This window comes from Streptomyces sp. NBC_00237, assembly GCF_026342435.1.
Taxonomy (GTDB): Bacteria; Actinomycetota; Actinomycetes; order Streptomycetales; family Streptomycetaceae; genus Streptomyces.
In genome coordinates, this window is the sequence record NZ_JAPEMT010000005.1 from 68,095 (window position 1) to 85,461 (window position 17,367).

General features: G+C 71.9%; 18 protein-coding genes. 11 read left to right on the plus strand and 7 right to left on the minus strand.

The window, feature by feature from the left end:
• Positions 1–26 precede the first annotated feature (26 nt).
• From OG897_RS36170 to OG897_RS36200, 7 genes are all read left to right on the plus strand, one after another.
• A complete protein-coding gene (locus OG897_RS36170; RefSeq protein ID WP_266663873.1) occupies positions 27–908 on the plus strand; it encodes a HipA family kinase in 882 nt (293 codons plus the stop codon).
• An 89-nt stretch (positions 909–997) separates the two neighbouring features.
• Complete coding sequence (locus tag OG897_RS36175; RefSeq protein ID WP_266664578.1) at positions 998–1,351, plus strand: DUF3037 domain-containing protein; 354 nt, start codon at positions 998–1,000, stop codon at positions 1,349–1,351.
• A 161-nt stretch (positions 1,352–1,512) separates the two neighbouring features.
• Entirely contained in the window at positions 1,513–2,274 is a 762-nt protein-coding gene (fabG, locus tag OG897_RS36180; RefSeq protein ID WP_266663875.1) for a 3-oxoacyl-ACP reductase FabG, read from the plus strand.
• 25 nt (positions 2,275–2,299) lie between these two features.
• Positions 2,300–3,064, plus strand: a complete 765-nt coding sequence (locus OG897_RS36185; RefSeq protein ID WP_266663877.1) for an SDR family oxidoreductase — start codon at positions 2,300–2,302, stop codon at positions 3,062–3,064.
• A 211-nt stretch (positions 3,065–3,275) separates the two neighbouring features.
• The gene (locus OG897_RS36190; protein ID WP_266663879.1) at positions 3,276–4,865 is read left to right on the plus strand and encodes an ABC transporter substrate-binding protein; all 1,590 of its coding nucleotides are present in this window, start codon (positions 3,276–3,278) and stop codon (positions 4,863–4,865) included.
• A gap of 96 nt (positions 4,866–4,961) precedes the next feature.
• Complete coding sequence (locus OG897_RS36195) at positions 4,962–5,645, plus strand: uracil-DNA glycosylase (RefSeq protein ID WP_266663881.1); 684 nt, start codon at positions 4,962–4,964, stop codon at positions 5,643–5,645.
• Positions 5,646–5,718: 73 nt separating this feature from the next.
• Positions 5,719–6,192, plus strand: a complete 474-nt coding sequence (locus tag OG897_RS36200; RefSeq protein ID WP_266663883.1) for a hypothetical protein — start codon at positions 5,719–5,721, stop codon at positions 6,190–6,192.
• Between the two features lie 78 nt (positions 6,193–6,270).
• Here the strand turns inward: OG897_RS36200 and OG897_RS36205 are convergent, their stop codons facing one another.
• Both OG897_RS36205 and OG897_RS36210 read right to left on the minus strand, forming a co-directional pair.
• Positions 6,271–6,798: a hypothetical protein gene (locus tag OG897_RS36205; protein WP_266663885.1), complete on the minus strand. Its 528-nt coding sequence runs from the start codon at positions 6,796–6,798 to the stop codon at positions 6,271–6,273.
• 149 nt (positions 6,799–6,947) lie between these two features.
• The gene (locus OG897_RS36210; protein WP_266663887.1) at positions 6,948–7,559 is read right to left on the minus strand and encodes a TetR/AcrR family transcriptional regulator; all 612 of its coding nucleotides are present in this window, start codon (positions 7,557–7,559) and stop codon (positions 6,948–6,950) included.
• 78 nt (positions 7,560–7,637) lie between these two features.
• On the opposite strand from OG897_RS36210, the gene OG897_RS36215 reads away from it, so the two are divergent.
• Together OG897_RS36215 and OG897_RS36220 are read left to right on the plus strand one after the other, a co-directional pair.
• Positions 7,638–8,903, plus strand: a complete 1,266-nt coding sequence (locus OG897_RS36215) for an FAD-dependent monooxygenase (protein ID WP_266663889.1) — start codon at positions 7,638–7,640, stop codon at positions 8,901–8,903.
• Positions 8,904–8,923: 20 nt separating this feature from the next.
• A complete protein-coding gene (locus tag OG897_RS36220) occupies positions 8,924–9,829 on the plus strand; it encodes a Gfo/Idh/MocA family protein (protein WP_266663891.1) in 906 nt (301 codons plus the stop codon).
• Here the strand turns inward: OG897_RS36220 and lnt are convergent.
• Positions 9,753–11,492, minus strand: a complete 1,740-nt coding sequence (gene lnt / locus OG897_RS36225) for an apolipoprotein N-acyltransferase (protein ID WP_266663893.1) — start codon at positions 11,490–11,492, stop codon at positions 9,753–9,755. The genes OG897_RS36220 and lnt overlap by 77 nt on opposite strands.
• A 110-nt stretch (positions 11,493–11,602) precedes the next feature.
• Positions 11,603–12,082 carry a nuclear transport factor 2 family protein gene (locus OG897_RS36230; RefSeq protein WP_266663895.1) on the minus strand — a complete coding sequence of 160 codons (480 nt, stop codon included), beginning with the start codon at positions 12,080–12,082 and terminating at the stop codon, positions 11,603–11,605.
• A 142-nt stretch (positions 12,083–12,224) separates the two neighbouring features.
• Between OG897_RS36230 and OG897_RS36235 the strand changes: the two genes are divergently transcribed.
• Positions 12,225–13,190 carry a S8 family serine peptidase gene (locus OG897_RS36235; protein WP_266663897.1) on the plus strand — a complete coding sequence of 322 codons (966 nt, stop codon included), beginning with the start codon at positions 12,225–12,227 and terminating at the stop codon, positions 13,188–13,190.
• Between the two features lie 161 nt (positions 13,191–13,351).
• On the opposite strand, the gene OG897_RS36240 is transcribed toward OG897_RS36235, so the two are convergent.
• Together OG897_RS36240 and OG897_RS36245 are read right to left on the minus strand one after the other, a co-directional pair.
• On the minus strand, positions 13,352–14,227 hold the full coding sequence (locus OG897_RS36240) for an undecaprenyl-diphosphate phosphatase (protein WP_266663899.1): 876 nt from the start codon (positions 14,225–14,227) through the stop codon (positions 13,352–13,354).
• Positions 14,228–14,370: 143 nt separating this feature from the next.
• Positions 14,371–15,291, minus strand: coding sequence for a TVP38/TMEM64 family protein (locus OG897_RS36245; protein WP_266663901.1), 921 nt, complete (start codon positions 15,289–15,291; stop codon positions 14,371–14,373).
• A gap of 49 nt (positions 15,292–15,340) precedes the next feature.
• Between OG897_RS36245 and OG897_RS36250 the strand changes: the two genes are divergently transcribed.
• Complete coding sequence (locus tag OG897_RS36250) at positions 15,341–16,057, plus strand: DNA alkylation repair protein (RefSeq protein WP_266663903.1); 717 nt, start codon at positions 15,341–15,343, stop codon at positions 16,055–16,057.
• A gap of 99 nt (positions 16,058–16,156) precedes the next feature.
• Here the strand turns inward: OG897_RS36250 and tuf are convergent, their stop codons facing one another.
• Positions 16,157–17,341, minus strand: coding sequence for an elongation factor Tu (tuf, locus tag OG897_RS36255; protein ID WP_266663905.1), 1,185 nt, complete (start codon positions 17,339–17,341; stop codon positions 16,157–16,159).
• Positions 17,342–17,367 lie beyond the last annotated feature (26 nt).

The window sequence follows — 17,367 nt, forward strand, 5'->3', positions numbered from 1 at the left end:
GGCCCGGGGCCCGATAACCTGGGAAAATGCTGACCGAAGTCATCGCGACCCGCTACGTCACGCCCCTGCGTGAGGGCGGCTCGCTCCCCGGAATCGTCGAGGCCGACGATCTCGGTACGTACGTCATGAAATTCACCGGTGCCGGACAGGGCCGCAAGACGCTGGTCGCCGAAGTGATCTGCGGCGAGCTCGGGCGCAGGCTCGGGCTGCGGGTGCCGAGGCTGGTCGCCATGGACCTCGACCCGGTCATCGGGCTCGGCGAGCCCGACCAGGAGGTGCAGGAGCTGCTCAAGGCGAGCGGCGGCCTGAACCTCGGGATGGACTTCCTGCCGGGCTCGATCGGCTTCGACCCGCTGGCGTACGAGGTCGACTCCGCCGAAGCGGGCGAGGTCGTCTGGTTCGACGCGCTCATCAACAACGTCGACCGCTCCTGGCGCAACCCCAACATGATGGTCTGGCACGGCGACCTGTGGCTCATCGACCACGGCGCGACCATGATCTGGCACCACAACTGGCCCACCGCGCAGAGCGCTTCGGCCAAGCCGTACAACGCCTCCGACCACGCGCTGGCCCCGTTCCTTCCCGACATCGCGTCCGCCGCCGCCAAACTCGCCCCGCTGGTGACCGAGGAACTGCTCACCGAGGTCGCCGCCCAGGTGCCCGACGTGTGGCTGGCCGACGAGCCCGGCTTCGACACCACCGACGCGCTGCGCCGGGCGTACGTGGACGCGCTGCTGCCGAGGGCGGCGACCGTGCACGAGCGGATCACGCTGGAGGCACCGACCGGGGACCGGCCCTCGCAGGCCCCCGGCTGGCTCACCGAGCACGTGAAGCCGTGGCCGCACCCCACGAAGAAGGACCGGCAGCAGGCGCAGCAGTCGCAGCAGGACGGCGGAGACAAGAAGTGAGCGAGCACCAGAGCTCCGGGGCCCCCACTGGCCCCGAGGCCCCCGTCGGTTCCGAGGCCCCCGTCCAGCGGCACGTCTTCGAGTACGCGCTGCTGCGCGTCGTGCCCCGTGTCGAGCGCGGCGAGATGTTCAACGCGGGCGTGATGGTCTACTGCCGGGCGAAGTCGTACGCGGCAGCCCTCACGCACCTCGACGAGGAGAAGCTCCGGGTGCTCGACCCCGGGGCGGACGTCGTCGGCGTACGGGCCGCGCTGGGGGCCGTCGAGGGCCTGTGCGGCGGTGGCGGGAGCGCCGGGCAGGCGGCCGGGGACGACCCCGGGCGGAGGTTCCGCTGGCTCAGCGCGCCGCGCTCCGCCGTCGTACAGCCGGGGCCCGTGCACACCGGACTGACGGCCGATCCGCAGGCGGAACTGGAACGGCTGCTCGACCTGTTGGTCAGGTGACACCCGTGTGCGGGGTGTGACCTTCGTCCAGGACCGGGGCGGCCGTTGACACCGGGTGCCGTGGCTTCTAGCGTCACGACTGCTGAGGCTACTAAGCGGTTGCTCAGCTGTTGAGCGGCCCCCCCCCCCGGGGCCGGTTCCCAAGGGCGAGGAGAACAGGGATGTCCACCACCGAGCAGCGCGTGGCGATCGTGACCGGGGCGGCGCGCGGCATTGGAGCCGCGACCGCCGTACGGCTCGCGGCCGAGGGCCGTGCCGTCGCCGTCCTCGACCTCGACGAGGCGGCCTGCGCGGAGACCGTCGAGCAGATCACCAAGGCGGGCGGCAAGGCCCTCGCGGTCGGCTGCGACGTGTCCGACGAGGCGCAGGTGGAGGCCGCCGTGGCCCGTGTCGCCGCCGAACTGGGCGCGCCGACGATCCTCGTCAACAACGCGGGCGTACTCCGCGACAACCTGCTCTTCAAGATGAGCGCCCTGGACTGGGACACCGTCATGGGCGTCCACCTCAAGGGTGCGTTCCTGATGGCGCGTGCCGTCCAGAAGCACATGGTGGACGCGAAATTCGGCCGCATCGTCAACCTGTCGTCGTCCTCCGCGCTCGGCAACCGGGGCCAGGCCAACTACGCCACCGCCAAGGCAGGGCTCCAGGGCTTCACCAAGACCCTGGCCAAGGAGCTCGGCAAGTTCGGCGTCACCGCCAACGCGGTCGCCCCCGGCTTCATCGTCACCGAGATGACCGCGCAGACCGCCGAGAGGGTCGGCATGGGCTTCGAGGACTTCCAGGCCGCAGCCGCCACCCAGATCCCGGTGCAGCGCGTCGGGAAGCCCGAGGACATCGCCAACGCCATCGCGTTCTTCACCGGCGACGAGGCGGGCTTCGTCTCCGGACAGGTCATGTACGTCGCCGGTGGACCCCTCAACTGACCCGCCGCGCCAAGGGACTGAGCTCATGACAGAAGCAGCAGTGCAGGACAGCGGCAGGGTCGCGCTCATCACCGGCGCCAGCCGGGGCATCGGCTACGGCGTCGCGGAGGCGCTCGTCGCCCGAGGTGACCGGGTCTGCATCACCGGACGCAACGAGGACGCCCTCAAGGAGGCCGTCGAGAGGCTCGGCCCCGGCCGGGCGATCGGCGTGGCGGGCAAGGCCGCCGACGAGGAGCACCAGGCCGTCGCGGTCGCGCGCACCATGGAGGCGTTCGGCCGGGTCGACTTCCTGGTCAACAACGCGGGCACCAACCCCGTGTTCGGCTCGATGGCCGACATGGACCTGAACGTCGCCCGCAAGGTCTACGAGACCAACGTCATCTCGGCGCTCGGATTCGCCCAGCAGACCTGGAAGGCGTGGCAGAGCGCCCACGGCGGGGCGATCGTCAACATCGCCTCCGTGGCGGGCGTCTCGGCGTCGCCCTTCGTCGGTGCGTACGGCATGAGCAAGGCCGCGATGATCAACCTGACCGTCCAGCTCGCCCACGAATTCGCCCCGTTGGTGCGCGTCAACGCGATCGCGCCCGCCGTGGTGAAGACGAAGTTCGCGCGGGCGCTCTACGAGGGCCGCGAGGAGGAGGCGGCGGCCGCGTACCCGCTGGGGCGGCTCGGCGTGCCCGCCGACATCGGCGGTGCGGCGGCGTTCCTCACCTCCGGGCAGTCCGACTGGATCACGGGTCAGACGCTCGTCGTGGACGGCGGCATCTTCCTCAACGCCGGGGTGGGCTGAGGCCGGTACGGGGTGCGACCGGTACGGGGTAAGACCGGTGCGGGGTGAGGGAGATTCGGTGAAGACTACCGTTCGGTAACTCCCTACGCACCCGGGAATGTGCGGAATTGAATGTTCCCCCTCCGCCTGCGGCCTGCTGGACAACTTCGTTGCTCCGGCGGGCCGTTGCGGTATGGTCTGCCGACCCCACGGCTGATCGAGGAGCGTGCACGTGTTTGACCGGGCCAGGAGTCTGCGGGCGGCCGCAGCCCTCACGTCCCTATCCCTGCTGACGGGCTGCGGGGTGCTGACCGAGGAAGGTTCCGAGCCGGAACACCGGTTGAGCGTGGGCACGACGAGCAAACCGAGCAAGCTGGATCCGGCCGGAGCCTGGGACGGCTCCTGGGAGCTCTACCGCAACGTCTTCCAGACGCTGCTGAGTTACCCGACAGGATCCTCGTCCCCCACTCCGGACGCCGCGAAGTCCTGCGGCTTCGCCGACACCGCCCACCGTGTCTACGCGTGCACCCTCCAACCGGGGCTGACCTTCTCCGACGGCACCGCACTCGACGCGGCGGCCGTCCGGCACTCCATCGAGCGCATCGTCAGGATCAATGCCGACGGCGGTCCCAAGGGCCTGCTCAGCAGCCTCCAGACGGTCGAGACGGAGGGCAAGGACAAGGTCGTCTTCCGGCTCAACAAGCCCGACGCGACCTTCCCGTTCGTCCTGGCCACTCCCGGCATGGCGCTGGTCAGCCCGGGCGCGTACCCGGCGGGCTCGCTGCGCACCGACAACTCCGTGGTCGGCTCCGGCCCGTACGTCATGAAGGCGTACCGCCCCAAGGGTGCCGACTCCGGCGCGGACCTGGAGCGCAACCCCACCTACAAGGGCTTCGCCGACCGCAAGAACGAGGCGGTGACCATCCGCTACTTCGACGACTCCGCGAAGATGGTCAAGGCCCTCAAGGACAAGCAGATCGACGCGACCTTCCGCGGTCTGACCGCCGAGCAGATCGTCGGCCTCCAGGACCAGTCGAACGGCCCGATCAAGGTCACCGAGTCGCCCGGCTCCGAGATCCACTACCTGGTCTTCAACCCGAAGGACCGGTACGCCGCCAAGCCCGCCGTCCGCCGGGCCGTCGCCCAACTCGTCGACCGGCCCGCGCTCGTGGAGAAGGTCTTCAAGGGCACCGCCGAACCGCTGTACTCGATGATCCCGACCGGCATCGCCGGGCACACCACCGACTTCTTCGACACGTACGGCAGGGCCGACGCCACCGAGGCGAAGCGCATCCTGCGCGCCGCGGGCATCACCGAGCCCGTGCCGCTTGCGTTCTGGTACCCCACCGACCGGTACGGCTCGGCGACCGCCCTGGAGTTCGCCGAGCTGAAGCGGCAGCTGGAGGCATCGGGGCTGTTCAGGATCACGATCAAGGGCCTGGAGTGGGAGGAGTTCTCCCAGGGCGTGCAGAAGGGCTCGTTCCCGGTCTTCGGCCGGGGCTGGGCACCGGACTACCCGGACCCGGACAGCTTCGTCTCGCCCTTCGTCGGCGAGAACAACGCGATCTCCACGCCGTACGTCGTCCCCGAGATCACCGGGAATCTGCTGCCGAAGTCCCGCCGCGAGGTCCGGCGCGACAAGGCCATCGACTACTTCGTCCAGGCCCAGGACGTCCTGCTGCGCGACGCGCGGCTGCTGCCGCTCTGGCAGGGAAAGATGTACGTCGCCACCCTGGAGGACATCGGCGGGGCCGAGCTGACGCTCGACCCGCAGACGGTCATGCAGGTGTGGGAGCTGTACCGCAAGACCAGCTGGGACTAGGAGACGGCGGGGGTGCGTGCGGGCTCCGGGCGGCGTTGTCAGTGGTGGCCGGTAGGTTCTTCGAGAAGAACGAATCGCTCACCGGAGGTTGTTGACGTGACGGACATCCAGATGCTGCCCGAGTCCTGGCGCGGGGTCCTCGGCGAGGAGCTGGAGAAGCCCTACTTCAAGGAGCTCATGGAGTTCGTCGAGGCGGAGCGGGCGGCCGGTCCGGTCTACCCGCCGCGCGAGCAGGTCTTCGCCGCCCTGGAGGCCACCCCGTACGACGAGGTGAAGGTCCTGGTCCTCGGCCAGGACCCCTACCACGGCGAGGGCCAGGGGCACGGGCTGTGCTTCTCGGTACGGCCGGGCGTCAAGACGCCGCCCTCGCTGCGCAACATCTACAAGGAGATGCACGAGGAGCTGGGCACCCCGATCCCGGACAACGGCTACCTCATGCCGTGGGCCGAGCAGGGCGTGCTGCTGCTCAACGCGGTCCTCACCGTCCGCAAGGGCGAGGCGAACTCGCACAAGGGCAAGGGCTGGGAGAAGTTCACCGACGCGGTGATCCGCGCGGTCGCCGACCGCCCCGACCCGGCGGTCTTCGTGCTGTGGGGGAACTACGCGCAGAAGAAGCTCCCCCTGATCGACGCCGAGCGGCACGCCGTGGTCAAGGGCGCGCACCCGTCCCCGCTGTCCGCGAAGAAGTGGTGGGGCTCGCGTCCCTTCACCCAGATCAACGCCGCCGTCGCCGAGCAGGGCCACACGGCGATCGACTGGACCCTGCCGAACCTGGGCTGAGCCTGAGCGGGATTGCCGGTGCCTGCGGCTAGCGTCACGGGAACCAGTGAGTGCGGGACCCGTGGAGGCGGCAGTGACGGAGCAGCAGGAGACGTCGGGGGACGCCGTGATGACCCGGATCGGGCAGACGGCGATCCTGCTGCACGCCGGTGACCGGCAGGAGGCCCGCAGCAGGTTCGAGGCGCTGTGGGAGGAGCTGGGCCCGCAGGGCGACCCGTGGCACCGTTGCATGGCCGCGCACTACCTGGCGGCCGCGCAGGACGACCCCCGGGACGAACTGCTGTGGGACCTGCGGGCGTTGGCGGCCGCCGACGGCCGCGACGGCGGCCGGGGAGGGGAGCGGCCGTCGGCGGAACTGCACGGGTTCCGCCCTTCTCTGCACCTGGGCCTGGCCGCCGACTACGTGAAGCTGGGCCGCCCGGAGGCGGCCCGCATCCATCTGGGCCGGGCCCGCGCCCTGTACGACGCCTTCGCGGAGCAGGGGCACGGGGGGCTGGGAGTGCGGGACGCGATCCGGCGGCTGGAGGCGCGACTGGCGGGGGAGTGAGGAGCCCTCCTCGCCGCCCCGCCCGTTGCCGCGTCTCCCGTGCGGGGTCTCCCGTGCGGGGTCTCCCGCACGGGGGTCTCAACCCCCGTACGTCTCCCGGCAGATGCGCGCCTCGGGGCTGTTGTGCTTCCAGCCGCCGTAGCCGGTGCCCAGTGCGCAGACGTCGGCCGCGGAGGTGGGGAGCTTCGGCAGGGCGGGCCCCCGGTCCGGCTTGCGGTCCGGTTTGTGCCGGGGTGCGGGCTGGTGCGGAGCGGGAGGCTCCGGGGCGTCCCGGCGCGCGGGCTTCTTCGGTTGGTCGCGCTCGGCCTTGCGGGGGGATTCGCCGGTGGCGGGCGGGGCCGCAGCGGGCCCGGGAACGCGCTCGGACGGCAGCAGGGCCGCTTCCAGCACCTCGTGGACGGGAGCCTCGACGAGCTGGTCGGGGCTGCCGCCGTTCCCGATCAGATGGGGAAGCTGGGGCGCGTGCGGCTGCTGGGCGGCGGGGTACTCGACTGCGGGCGGGCCGGGCCGTCCCGGCTGCCCGGCCTGTCCGGCGTCGGCGGAGACACAGCCCGACACGGCCGACACGGCGACCCCCACCAGGAGCGTCGCTGCGGTTCTCGTCACGGTTCTTGTTCGGTGCACCCGCGCAACTCTGCTGATCGCGGTCCCCGTTGGGGAAGCCAGGAGCCCGATTTTGCCCCACACGAGTGAAGCGCGGGCCACGTGCTTACGCAGCGTACGAACAGTCCCCTAGGCGGCGTACGAACAGTCACCTACGCGGCGCCTCCCGGCCCCAGCATCCCGCGCAGCAGCTCGTCGAACCCGGTGCGCAGCTCCGCCCGCGTCGGCACGGCCGCGTGGTAGGAGCCCGCCGCGCAGGAGTACATCAGCCCCTCCACCCACGCGACCAGCGACAGCGCGTGCCGCTCGGGCTCCTGGGACCCGGCGGCCGTCATCATCGCGACCAGCGGCGCCCGGAACCCCGTCCGCCCCGTCGCGTCGTAGAACTCCCGCAGCTCGGGCCTGCGGGTGGCTTCGAGGCCCAGTTCGTACCGGGCGATCAGCAGCGAACGGTGCTCGGTCAGGTACCGGTGCAGGACCCGCGCGAGCAAATCCACCAGTTGGCCGAGGTCGGGGGCCGCTCCCGGACCGGGGAGCGAGCGGAGCCCCAGCGCCTCCCCCTCCACCACGGCCAGTCGCCGCACCGCCAGCTCCAGCAGGGCCTGACGGGTGCGGGCGCAGTTGGAGGTGGAGCCCTGCGGCAGGCCCGCCGTCTCGTCCACGGCCCGATGGGTGAGCCCGCGCATGCCGCGCTCGACCAGGAGCTTCAGGGCGGCGTCGGCGATGCGCTCGGTGCGCGAGGCGGCTGCGGTGCGTGCGTTCATGTGCCCAATCTACCGGGCTCACTACATGTGTAGTAGCGTGCCAGACGTCACTACAGATGTAGTCACCCAGGAGGCGTCATGTCCGAGCAGCCCCAGACCTCGTCCCAGCCCCTGCCGCAGAGCGCGACCGAGCGCCGCGCCGTCGTCGTCGGCAGCGGAATCGGCGGCCTCACCGCCGCCGTCGCCCTGCACCGGCGCGGCTGGCAGGTCACCGTCCTGGAACGGGCGGCCTCCCTGGACCCGGTCGGCGCCGGGATCGGTCTGGCCCCCAACTCCCTGCGCGCCCTCGACGTCATCGGCCTCGGCGAGACCGTCCGCGACCTCGCCGCCTGGCAGGGCGAGGGCGGTCTGCGCGCGCCGAACGGCCGCTGGCTGTCCCGTACCGACAGCGCCGCCGCGGTCGAACGCTTCGGCGGCCCGCTGGTCCTGCTGCACCGCGCCACCCTCGTGGACGTCCTGCTCTCCGGACTGCCCGATGGCGTCGTCCGCACCGGCGCCGCCGCATCGCTCGTGGACGCGGGCGAGCCCGGCGGACGCCCCGCCGTGGTCCGTACGGAAGAGGGCGACGACGGCGACGACATCGAGGCGGACCTCGTCATCGGGGCCGACGGCGTGCGGTCGGGGGTGCGCGGCGTCCTCTTCCCCGGGCACCCGGGAGCCGTCTACGCCGGGTTCACCACCTGGCGCGTCGTCGTCCCCGCGCCCGCCGAGCCCTTCGCGCCGCACGAGACCTGGGGACGCGGCAGGCTCTGGGGCAGCCAGCCGCTCAAGGACGGCCGGATCTACGCCTACGCCGCCGCCCACGCGCCCGCCGGGGACCGCTCCGCCGACGGCGAGAAGGCGGAAGTGCTGCGCCGCTTCGGCGACTGGCACCACCCCGTGCCGCAGATCATCGCCGCCGCCGACGCCCCGTTCCTGCGGCACGACGTCTTCCACATGAGCACCCCGCTGGACACCTTCCACCGGGGCCGCACCGTCCTCGTCGGCGACGCCGCCCACGCCATGTGCCCGACCATGGGCCAGGGCGGCAACCAAGCCATCGAGGACGGCGTCGTCCTCGGCCACCACCTGGACCCCGCGGCGGACCTCGGCGCGGGGCTGGCCGCCTTCACCGCCGACCGGCTGCCCCGTACGACCGGCATCGTCGCCAAGTCCGCGAGGATCGCCCAGCTGGCCATGCTGGACAGCGCCCCCGCCGTGGCGGTCCGCGACGCCGTGCTCCGGCTGGCGAGCCTGGGGCCCTCCGCGCTCGCCCTGCGGGCCTTCGACGGAGTCTGCGACTGGCGGCCGCCGCAGCGCACGTATGCTGCCCGGACACCCGTTCACCAGGCACAACAGTCCTAGCGGCACAGAGGGAGACCCCCGTGAAGATCGGCGTCATCGGCCTCGGCGACATCGCGCAGAAGGCGTACCTGCCCGTCTTCGCGACCCTTCCGGGGGTCGAGATCCACCTCCAGACCCGTACGCCCGCCAAGCTGGCCCAGGTCGCGGAGACCCACCGCGTCCCCACCGACCGGACCCACACCACGCTCGACGGGCTCCTCGCGCAGGGTCTGGACGCCGCGTTCGTGCACGCCTCCACGTCCGCGCACCCCGAGCTGGTCACGGCACTGCTCGATGCGGGCGTCCCCACGTACGTCGACAAGCCCCTCGCCTACGAACTGGCCGACTCCGTACGGCTGGTGGAGCTGGCCGAGGCGCGCGGCGTCAGCCTCGCCGTCGGCTTCAACCGGCGCCTGGCCCCCGGCTACGCGCAGTGCGTCGAGCACCCGCGCGAGCTGATCCTGATGCAGAAGAACCGGGTCGGCCTGCCCGAGGACGCGCGGACCTTCGTCCTCGACGACTTCATCCACGTCGTGGACACGCTGCGCTTCCTGGCCCCCGGCGAGATCGACCACGTCGACGTGCGCACGCGCACGGTCGAAGGACTGCTGCACCACGTCGTGCTCCAGCTCTCCGGTGACGGCTTCACCGCCATCGGCACGATGAACCGGATGTCGGGCTCCACCGAGGAGATCCTCGAAGTGTCCGGCCAGGACACCAAGCGGCAGGTCGTGAACCTCGCCGAGATCATCGACCACAAGGGCCAGCCGAGCGTCCGCCGCCGGGGCGACTGGGTGCCGGTCGCCCGCCAGCGCGGCATCGAGCAGGCCGTCACCGGCTTCCTCGACGCCGTACGCGCCGGAAAGCTGATCAGCGCCCGGGACGCGCTGGCGACCCACGAGCTGTGCGAGCGCGTGGTACGGACGGCGCGGGAGCAGGCTTCCTGAGGTTCCGTACGCCCTCGGCGGCGAGCAGCAGCGCGAGGACGGCCATCGCCAGGTGGAGGGCCCAGTCGCCGTACCTCACGTACGGGGTGACGCCACGCGCGAGCGGTACGTCGTAGACGGCGGCGGCGCTTTGGTCGGTGCCCAGCGGCGAGCCGATCCGGCGGCCGTCGGGCCCGTACACGCTGCTCACCCCGGTGAGGGTGGCGTGCACCATGGGGCGGCCCGTCTCGGCGGCGCGCAGTGCGGCGAGCGTCGCGTGCTGCTCGGGGGCCCAGCTCTCCTGGAAGGTGGACGTCGCGGACTGCGCGATCAGCAGGCCCGCGCCGTCCCTGACCAGACGGCGGCTCATGTCGGGGAACGCCGACTCGAAGCAGACCAGCGGGCCCAGCCGCAGCCCGTTCGGCAGGGGCATGACGACGGGCGCGGTGCCCCGCATCCGGTCCTCGCCCGCGGCCTTGCCGACGGACGTCGCCCAGCCGAGCAGGGCGCGCGCCGGAACGTACTCGCCGAACGGGACGAGCCGCATCTTGTCGTAGCGCGCCCCCGTCGGCCCCCGGGGCCCCACCAGCACCGACGACTTGAAGATGCCGGGCCGGTCGGAACGGCGCGCGTCCACGTTGACGAGAACGTCCGCGCCGACCGTCCGCGCCAGCGCGGTGATCCGGTCCGCCACGTCGGGCCGGGCCAGCAGGTCCGTACCGACGCTGCTCTCGCCCCAGACCACCAGGTCCACGCGCTGCCCGGCGAGCGTACGGGTCAACTCCTCGCCTCGTGCGAGGCGTTGCTCGGTGCTGCCGATGCCGTCGAAGATCCCGGGCTGTACGACGGCGACGCGGGCGACGTGGCCGGCCGCCGCCGGGCGGGGCGCCCAGAGCCAGGCGGCCCCGCCGAGGACGGCGCAGACGAGGAGGGCGGAGAGGGCCGGGACGCGGGCGTACGGCAGCGCCAGCAGAACCACGACGCCGGTGTTCACGGCCACGACCAGCAGCGTCACCAGCCAGACCCCGCCGAGCGAGGCCAGCCGGAGCGCGGGAGTCACGTCCCACTGCGAGGAGCCCAGCAGCCCCCAGGGCCCGCCAAGCCCCTCCCAGGAGCGGGCCAGCTCCACCATCAGCCACCCGGACGGCAGTACGGCGACGGCGGCCAGGGCACGGGGGACGGTCGGTCTGCCGCCCAGGACCGCGCGGACGAGGACGCCCCACGGCAGCCACAGCAGCCCCAGCAGTGCGGCGAGCACCACGATGAACACGTGCAGGCTCGGCATCAGCCAGTGGTGCACCGCGACGACGAAGCCGACCCCGCCGAGCCACCCCTCCAGCGCGGCCCGCCGGCCGGTCGGCGCGGAGCGCAACAGGAGCATCCAGGGCACGAGGGCCGCGTACGCGAACCACCACAGCCCGGGTGCGGGAAAGGCGAACACGGGCAGGGCCCCGGCGAGGAGGGCGGCGAGGGCGCGGCGGCGGGGGGTGAGCCGGGGGGCGCGGGCTCGTCTCCGTGCCTTCGGCCCGGTGTCCTTACGGTCGAGGGCGTGTGCCTCGGCAGCAGCCACGTCCGTACGCACCGGGCCCACCGTGTCTACCGGACGTCCAGGGCCCCCTCGGCCCCTTCGGCCCACGTCGGATCCGCCGCCCGCGTCGCCCTGTCGCAGGCGACCTGGGCGCATGCCCGACACCCAGTGCCTCGGCATCCCGCGCCTCCTCACCACCGGAGTGATGACCCCAGTGTGGGGGAGCGGGGCAGAGGGGGACAGTGGGCGTCAGGCGACGGCGGGCGTCACGCCGCGTCGGGGCCGGTGCGCCGCCACTTCTCGTGGACGGTCACCCCGCGCACCCGCCAGACCCCGTCGTCGGAGCGCAGCAGCTCGAAGGAGTACCGTCCGCCGGTCACGAAGTTCGGGGCGGACGCGCCGCCCGGCCGCCCCGTCGGCTCCAGCCGCATCGGATTGACGTAGTCCGCCTGGAGCTCGGCCCGGTCACCCGTGTACCCGTCGAGGTCCTCCAGGTGCAGCCGCCGGTTGACGATCAGGTGCTGGCGTACCGGGAACAGCTTCAGCATCTCCGCGAGCCACCCGGCGACCTCGCCCGCCGGGCCCTCGATGCCGCCGGCCGAGCGGTAGTCGGCACGGCCGTCGGGGGTGAAGAGGGCCTGGTACGCCGTCCAGTCGGCATCGTCCACGGCCACCGCGTAGCCGGTGATCACCGCGTCGATGGCCAGCCGGTCCATTACGGTCGCGAGCTCCACACGCTGGGTCATCGGCTCAGTCTCGGGCAGCACGGGCGCGCCGCCAAGGGCCCGTGGGGCACGGGTGCTCGCCGTGCGGCGGAAACGCGGCCCTCCTACGATCGGGCAGAAGTGCTCATTCCGTAATCAATCGGTCACTCCGGAAGGCGTACACATGGGTCTGCGGCGCACCACCTCCGTTCTGCTCGCCACCGCTGTCGCTTCGGCGGCGCTGGTCACCGGTTGCGGGGGCGACGAGGCGACCCCCGACCCGATGCGCGGCCAGCAGTGGGCGCTCGACGCGATCAAGCTCCCGGACGCGTGGAAGACCACGAAGGGCGACGACACCGTCATCGCGGTGGTCGACACGGGGGCGGACCTCAAGCACCCCGACCTCAAGGGACGGTTCGTCGACGGCCACGACTTCGTCGACAACGACGACGACCCCACCGACGAGAACGGCCACGGCACCCACGTCTCCGGCATCGCCGCCGCCGCGACCGACAACGGCATCGGCATCGCGGGCGGCGCCCCGGGCGCGAAGATCATGCCGGTACGGGTGCTGGGCGCCGACGGCAGCGGCAGCAACGCCAACATCACCAAGGGCATCCTCTGGGCCGCCGAGCACGGCGCCGACGTCATCAACCTCTCCCTCGGCGAATCGGGCCTGATGGCCCGCCTGCTCAAGGGCGGCGTCCTCAACCCGGCGATCGCGGCCGCACACGCGAAGGGGGCGGTCGTCGTGGCGGCGGCCGGGAACGACGGCACCGTCCTCCAGCCGTACAAGCCGCAGACCCCGGTCCTGGTCGTCGGCGCGAGCGGCCCCGCGAACAAACCGGCCGACTTCTCGAACTTCGGCGCGCAGGACGCGGTGACGGCCCCCGGCGTCAAGATCCTCTCGACTCTGCCCACGTACGAGACGCAGGAGACGAAGAAGAACAAGTCCGGGTACGGGACGCTCGACGGAACGTCGATGGCGGCTCCCTACGTCTCGGCGGTGGCCGCCCTCCTGCACCAGCAGGGCCGCACGCCGGACCAGATCATGGAGGCGATCCGCTCCACGGCGCACAACCCGCAGAAGCTGGCGAAGCTGGGGCTGGGGATCGTGGACGCGGGGGCGGCGGTCGCCGCGAAGAAATAGGGGTGGGGCGGGGGCGCTCATCGCGCGGGTCATGGTGGGTTGCTGTTCGTTCCTGGGGCTACGCCCCTTGCCCCCTGCACAGCTTCGCCGCGCGTCCTCAAACGCCGGACGGGCTGGAATGGTTGCCCCCGCGTGTCCTCAATTGCCGGACGGGCTGATTTCTACCCCGCCGACTCGCCCGCGTGCGGGCTCAGCACGCCCATGCTCACCAGCACGAACAACAGGACCCCCAGCGCCACTCGGTAGTACACGAACGGCATGAAGCTCTTCGTCGTAATGAACTTCATGAACCACGCGATCACCGCATACCCCACCACGAACGCGATCACCGTCGCGAAGATCGTCGGCCCCCACGCCACATGGCCCTCTCCCACGTCCTTCAGCTCGTACACCCCCGACGCCAGCACCGCCGGAATCGCCAGCAGGAACGAGTACCGCGCCGCAGACTCCCGCGTGTACCCCATCAGCAGCCCGCCACTGATGGTCGCCCCCGACCGCGACACCCCCGGAATCAGCGCCATCGCCTGGCACACCCCGTAGATCAGACCGTCCTTCACCCCGAGATCCTTCAGCGTCTTGCGGTGGTTCCCCGCCGTGTGCCGCCCGGTCTCCCGCTCCGCCCGCGCCGCCAGCCGGTCCGCGACACCCAGCACCACACCCATCACGATCAACGTCGTCGCGATCAGCCGCAGATCCCGGAACGGGCCCTCGATCTGGTCCTTCAGCGTCACACCGAGCACCCCGATCGGGATCGACCCCACGATCACCAGCCACCCCAGCTGCGCATCGTGATCGCCCCGCATCGACTTGTCCCGCAGCGACCGGAACCACGCACTCAGGATCGTCGCGATGTCCTTGCGGAAGTAGATGAGCACCGCGGTCTCGGTCCCGATCTGGGTGATCGCGGTGAACGCCGCCCCCGGGTCGTGCCAGCCCGCGAAGGCCGCCGTCAGCCGCAGATGGGCGCTCGACGAGACGGGCAGGAACTCGGTCAGGCCCTGGACCAGACCGAGCACAAAGGATTCGAACCAGCTCATCAAGGGTGGCGCCGTCCCGGGAGTGCGCGCGGCGGGGCACCGCCGTGCGGAGGGTGGGGTGAGTGGTGCGCAGCGTACCCGCGGAAGGTGGCCGGAGAGTGATCAGCGGGCGACGGGCGTGGCTCGGTGTCGCCGCCGGGAATTCACTTGTTCGAGAGGGGGAGTACGGGAGTCTTCTCGGCCCCTGCTCCCCGCGCCTGCGCGGTGTCGGAAGCCGCCTCGCCCGCCGATCGCCCGATCGAGTGCCTCTTGCGCCAGGCCACCACGACCCCGGCGATGCTCGACACGACGATGAACCCCGTCGAGATCACGAACGCGGGCGACGTCGGCGACGACGCCTCGCTGCCCGCTATGACGTACGCCAGGGTGTTGGGGATCGAGCCAAGACCGGTCGCCGTCAGGAAGGAGAGGTAGCGCATGCGCGACACGGCGGCGCAGTAGTTCGCGGCCGCGAAAGGAACCCCCGGGAAGAGGCGGATCGCCAGCATCGACCGGAAGCCGTGTCTGCTCAGCACCCCGTCCGCCGCGAGCAGCACCCGCCCGCGCAGCATGGGGCGCAGCGCGTCCTGACCCAGGTAGCGGCCCAGCGCGAAGGAGATGCCCGCGCCCAGCACCGTGCCGCCGATGGACGTGGTGAGGCCGAGAACGGTCCCGAAGAGGGCGCCCGCGGCCAGGTTGAGGATCGGGCGCGGGACGAAGGCGACCGTGCACAGGCCGTACGCCACCCCGAAGAGCACCGCCGCCATGGCCCCGCCCAGCTGCGGCGGCCAGCCGTCCGCCAGCATCTTCTGGGGCTCGTACAGCAGGACGGCCGTGGCCGCCGACGCCAGCACGACCAGGAGCAGCGCCAGCCGCGCCCAGGGCGACAGCAGCACCCGGGCGAAGCGCACCGAGGCGCGCGGCACCCCCGTGCCCGGTGCGTCGGCGCGCGCTCTGCCCCTGGTGGGCCCGCCCGTGCCGGACCTGTCCGTGCCGGGTCCGCCCGCGTCGGGGCGGCCCGCGCACGGGGATTCCGCGTGCGGTGCGTCCGTGCGGGCCGTGGCCCCAGTGGCGTGGTCGAACATCCCGGGAGACTAACTGACATACGGGTGTGATCGCCGTAATGTGCACCTCATGACCCGCTTGGCCCGTCCGGCTGACGGCGGCCCCTCCAGCGCACTCGCCGACACCGTCATGGAGCGGCTCACCGCCGCGTACCCCGGTGCGGCCGACCCGGTCAGGGCCGCGCGGGCCGCCGCGTACATGAAGCACGTCGCCCCCTTCCTCGGCGTCCCCACCCCCGAGCGGCGCGCCCTCTCCCGCACCGTGCTCGCCGGGACCCCGCGCCCCGACGAGGCCGACTGCACCTCGGTCGCCCTCCGCTGCTGGGCCCTCCCCGAACGCGAGTACCACTACTTCGCCGTCGACTACCTGCGCACGCACGCCACCCGGCTGACCAGCGGCTTCCTTGCGACCGCCCGGCACCTGACCACGACCACTCCCTGGTGGGACACCGTCGACCTGCTCGCCGCGCACGTCGTCGGAGCGCTCGTGACCGCCGATCCGAAGCTGAAGCCCGCCATGGACGAGTGGATCGGCGACGACGACCTGTGGGTCGCCCGCACCGCGCTCCTCCATCAGCTCCGGTACAAGACCGCCACCGACACCGGACGGCTCTTCGCCTACTGCGAGCGCCAGGCGGCCCACCCCGACTTCTTCGTCCGCAAGGCCATCGGCTGGTGCCTGCGCGAGTACGCGAAGACCGACCCGGCCGCCGTACGGGCCTTCGTCGAGGCCCACCGGGACACCCTCTCCCCGCTGTCGGTGCGTGAGGCCCTGAAGCACCTCTGAAGACCCCGAAGGAAGGTGCCCGGCCCGCGTGCGCCGGAGCACAGCATGCGGACCGGGCACCTTCCCGGAAGCGGAGATCAGGGCCCCGACCGTGGGCCCCTAACCGAGGACTTCGGTCACGGTGCCCGCGCCCACGGTGCGCCCGCCCTCGCGGATCGCGAAGCCGAGGCCCGCTTCGACGGGCACGTCGCGGCCGAGCTCGACCGTCATGGTGACGGTGTCGCCCGGCCGGGCGACCGCCGCCTCGCCGAGGTCCACGTCACCGACCACGTCCGCGGTCCGGATGTAGAACTGCGGCCGGTAGCCGGAGGCGATCGGAGTCGAGCGGCCGCCCTCCTTCGTCGCGATGACGTACACCTGCGCGGTGAAGTGCCGCGCGGGCGTGACACTGCCGGGCGCCGTCACCACGTGGCCGCGGCGCACCCCGTCGCGCGGCACTCCGCGCAGGAGCAACGCGACGTTGTCCCCGGCCTCGGCCGACTCCATGGGCTTCCCGAAGGTCTCCAGCCCGGTGACGACGGTCTCGATGTCCGCGCCGAGCACCTCCACCCGGTCGCCGACCCGCACGGTGCCGCGCTCGATCGCTCCGGTGACGACCGTGCCGCGACCGGTGATGGTGAGGACGTTCTCCACAGGAAGGAGGAACGGTGCGTCGACGTAGCGCTCGGGCATCGGCACGTACGTGTCGACCGCGTCGAGCAGTGCCTCGATGGAGGCGGTCCAGCGGGGGTCGCCTTCGAGGGCTTTGAGGCCGGAGACGCGTACGACGGGGACGGCGTCGCCGCCGTAACCGTGGGAGGTGAGCAGCTCGCGGACCTCCAGCTCGACGAGGTCGGCGAGCACCGCGTCCTCGCCGTCGGCGACGGCGTCGGCCTTGTTGAGGGCGACGACGATGTGGTCGACGCCGACCTGGCGGGCGAGCAGGACGTGCTCGGCGGTCTGCGGCATGATGCCGTCGACCGCGGACACGACGAGGATCGCGCCGTCGAGCTGGGCGGCTCCGGTGACCATGTTCTTGACGTAGTCGGCGTGTCCTGGCATGTCGACGTGGGCGTAGTGGCGGGTGTCGGTCTCGTACTCGACGTGGCTGATGTTGATGGTGATCCCGCGCAGCGCCTCCTCGGGGGCGCGGTCGATGCGGTCGAAGGGCACGAAGGTGGTGGCGCCGCGCTCGGCGAGGACCTTGGTGATGGCGGCGGTGAGGGTCGTCTTGCCGTGGTCGACGTGGCCCATGGTGCCGATGTTGAGGTGGGGCTTGGTGCGGACGTATGCCGTCTTGGGCATGACTGGATTCCCTGATTCTGCGAAGT

What these genes read in the sequence shown, in the direction of transcription:
- OG897_RS36170 (WP_266663873.1), top strand. Translation starts at nt 27, where the DNA reads ATGCTGACCGAAGTCATCGCGACCCGCTACGTCACGCCCCTGCGTGAG.
- fabG (WP_266663875.1), top strand. Translation starts at nt 1,513, where the DNA reads ATGTCCACCACCGAGCAGCGCGTGGCGATCGTGACCGGGGCGGCGCGC.
- OG897_RS36185 (WP_266663877.1), top strand. Translation starts at nt 2,300, where the DNA reads ATGACAGAAGCAGCAGTGCAGGACAGCGGCAGGGTCGCGCTCATCACC.
- OG897_RS36210 (WP_266663887.1), bottom strand. Translation starts at nt 7,559, where the DNA reads ATGAACGCACGCACCGCAGCCGCCTCGCGCACCGAGCGCATCGCCGAC.
- OG897_RS36215 (WP_266663889.1), top strand. Translation starts at nt 7,638, where the DNA reads ATGTCCGAGCAGCCCCAGACCTCGTCCCAGCCCCTGCCGCAGAGCGCG.
- lnt (WP_266663893.1), bottom strand. Translation starts at nt 11,492, where the DNA reads ATGCGCCCAGGTCGCCTGCGACAGGGCGACGCGGGCGGCGGATCCGAC.
- OG897_RS36230 (WP_266663895.1), bottom strand. Translation starts at nt 12,082, where the DNA reads ATGACCCAGCGTGTGGAGCTCGCGACCGTAATGGACCGGCTGGCCATC.
- OG897_RS36235 (WP_266663897.1), top strand. Translation starts at nt 12,225, where the DNA reads ATGGGTCTGCGGCGCACCACCTCCGTTCTGCTCGCCACCGCTGTCGCT.
- OG897_RS36240 (WP_266663899.1), bottom strand. Translation starts at nt 14,227, where the DNA reads ATGAGCTGGTTCGAATCCTTTGTGCTCGGTCTGGTCCAGGGCCTGACC.
- OG897_RS36245 (WP_266663901.1), bottom strand. Translation starts at nt 15,291, where the DNA reads ATGTTCGACCACGCCACTGGGGCCACGGCCCGCACGGACGCACCGCAC.
- OG897_RS36250 (WP_266663903.1), top strand. Translation starts at nt 15,341, where the DNA reads ATGACCCGCTTGGCCCGTCCGGCTGACGGCGGCCCCTCCAGCGCACTC.
- tuf (WP_266663905.1), bottom strand. Translation starts at nt 17,341, where the DNA reads ATGCCCAAGACGGCATACGTCCGCACCAAGCCCCACCTCAACATCGGC.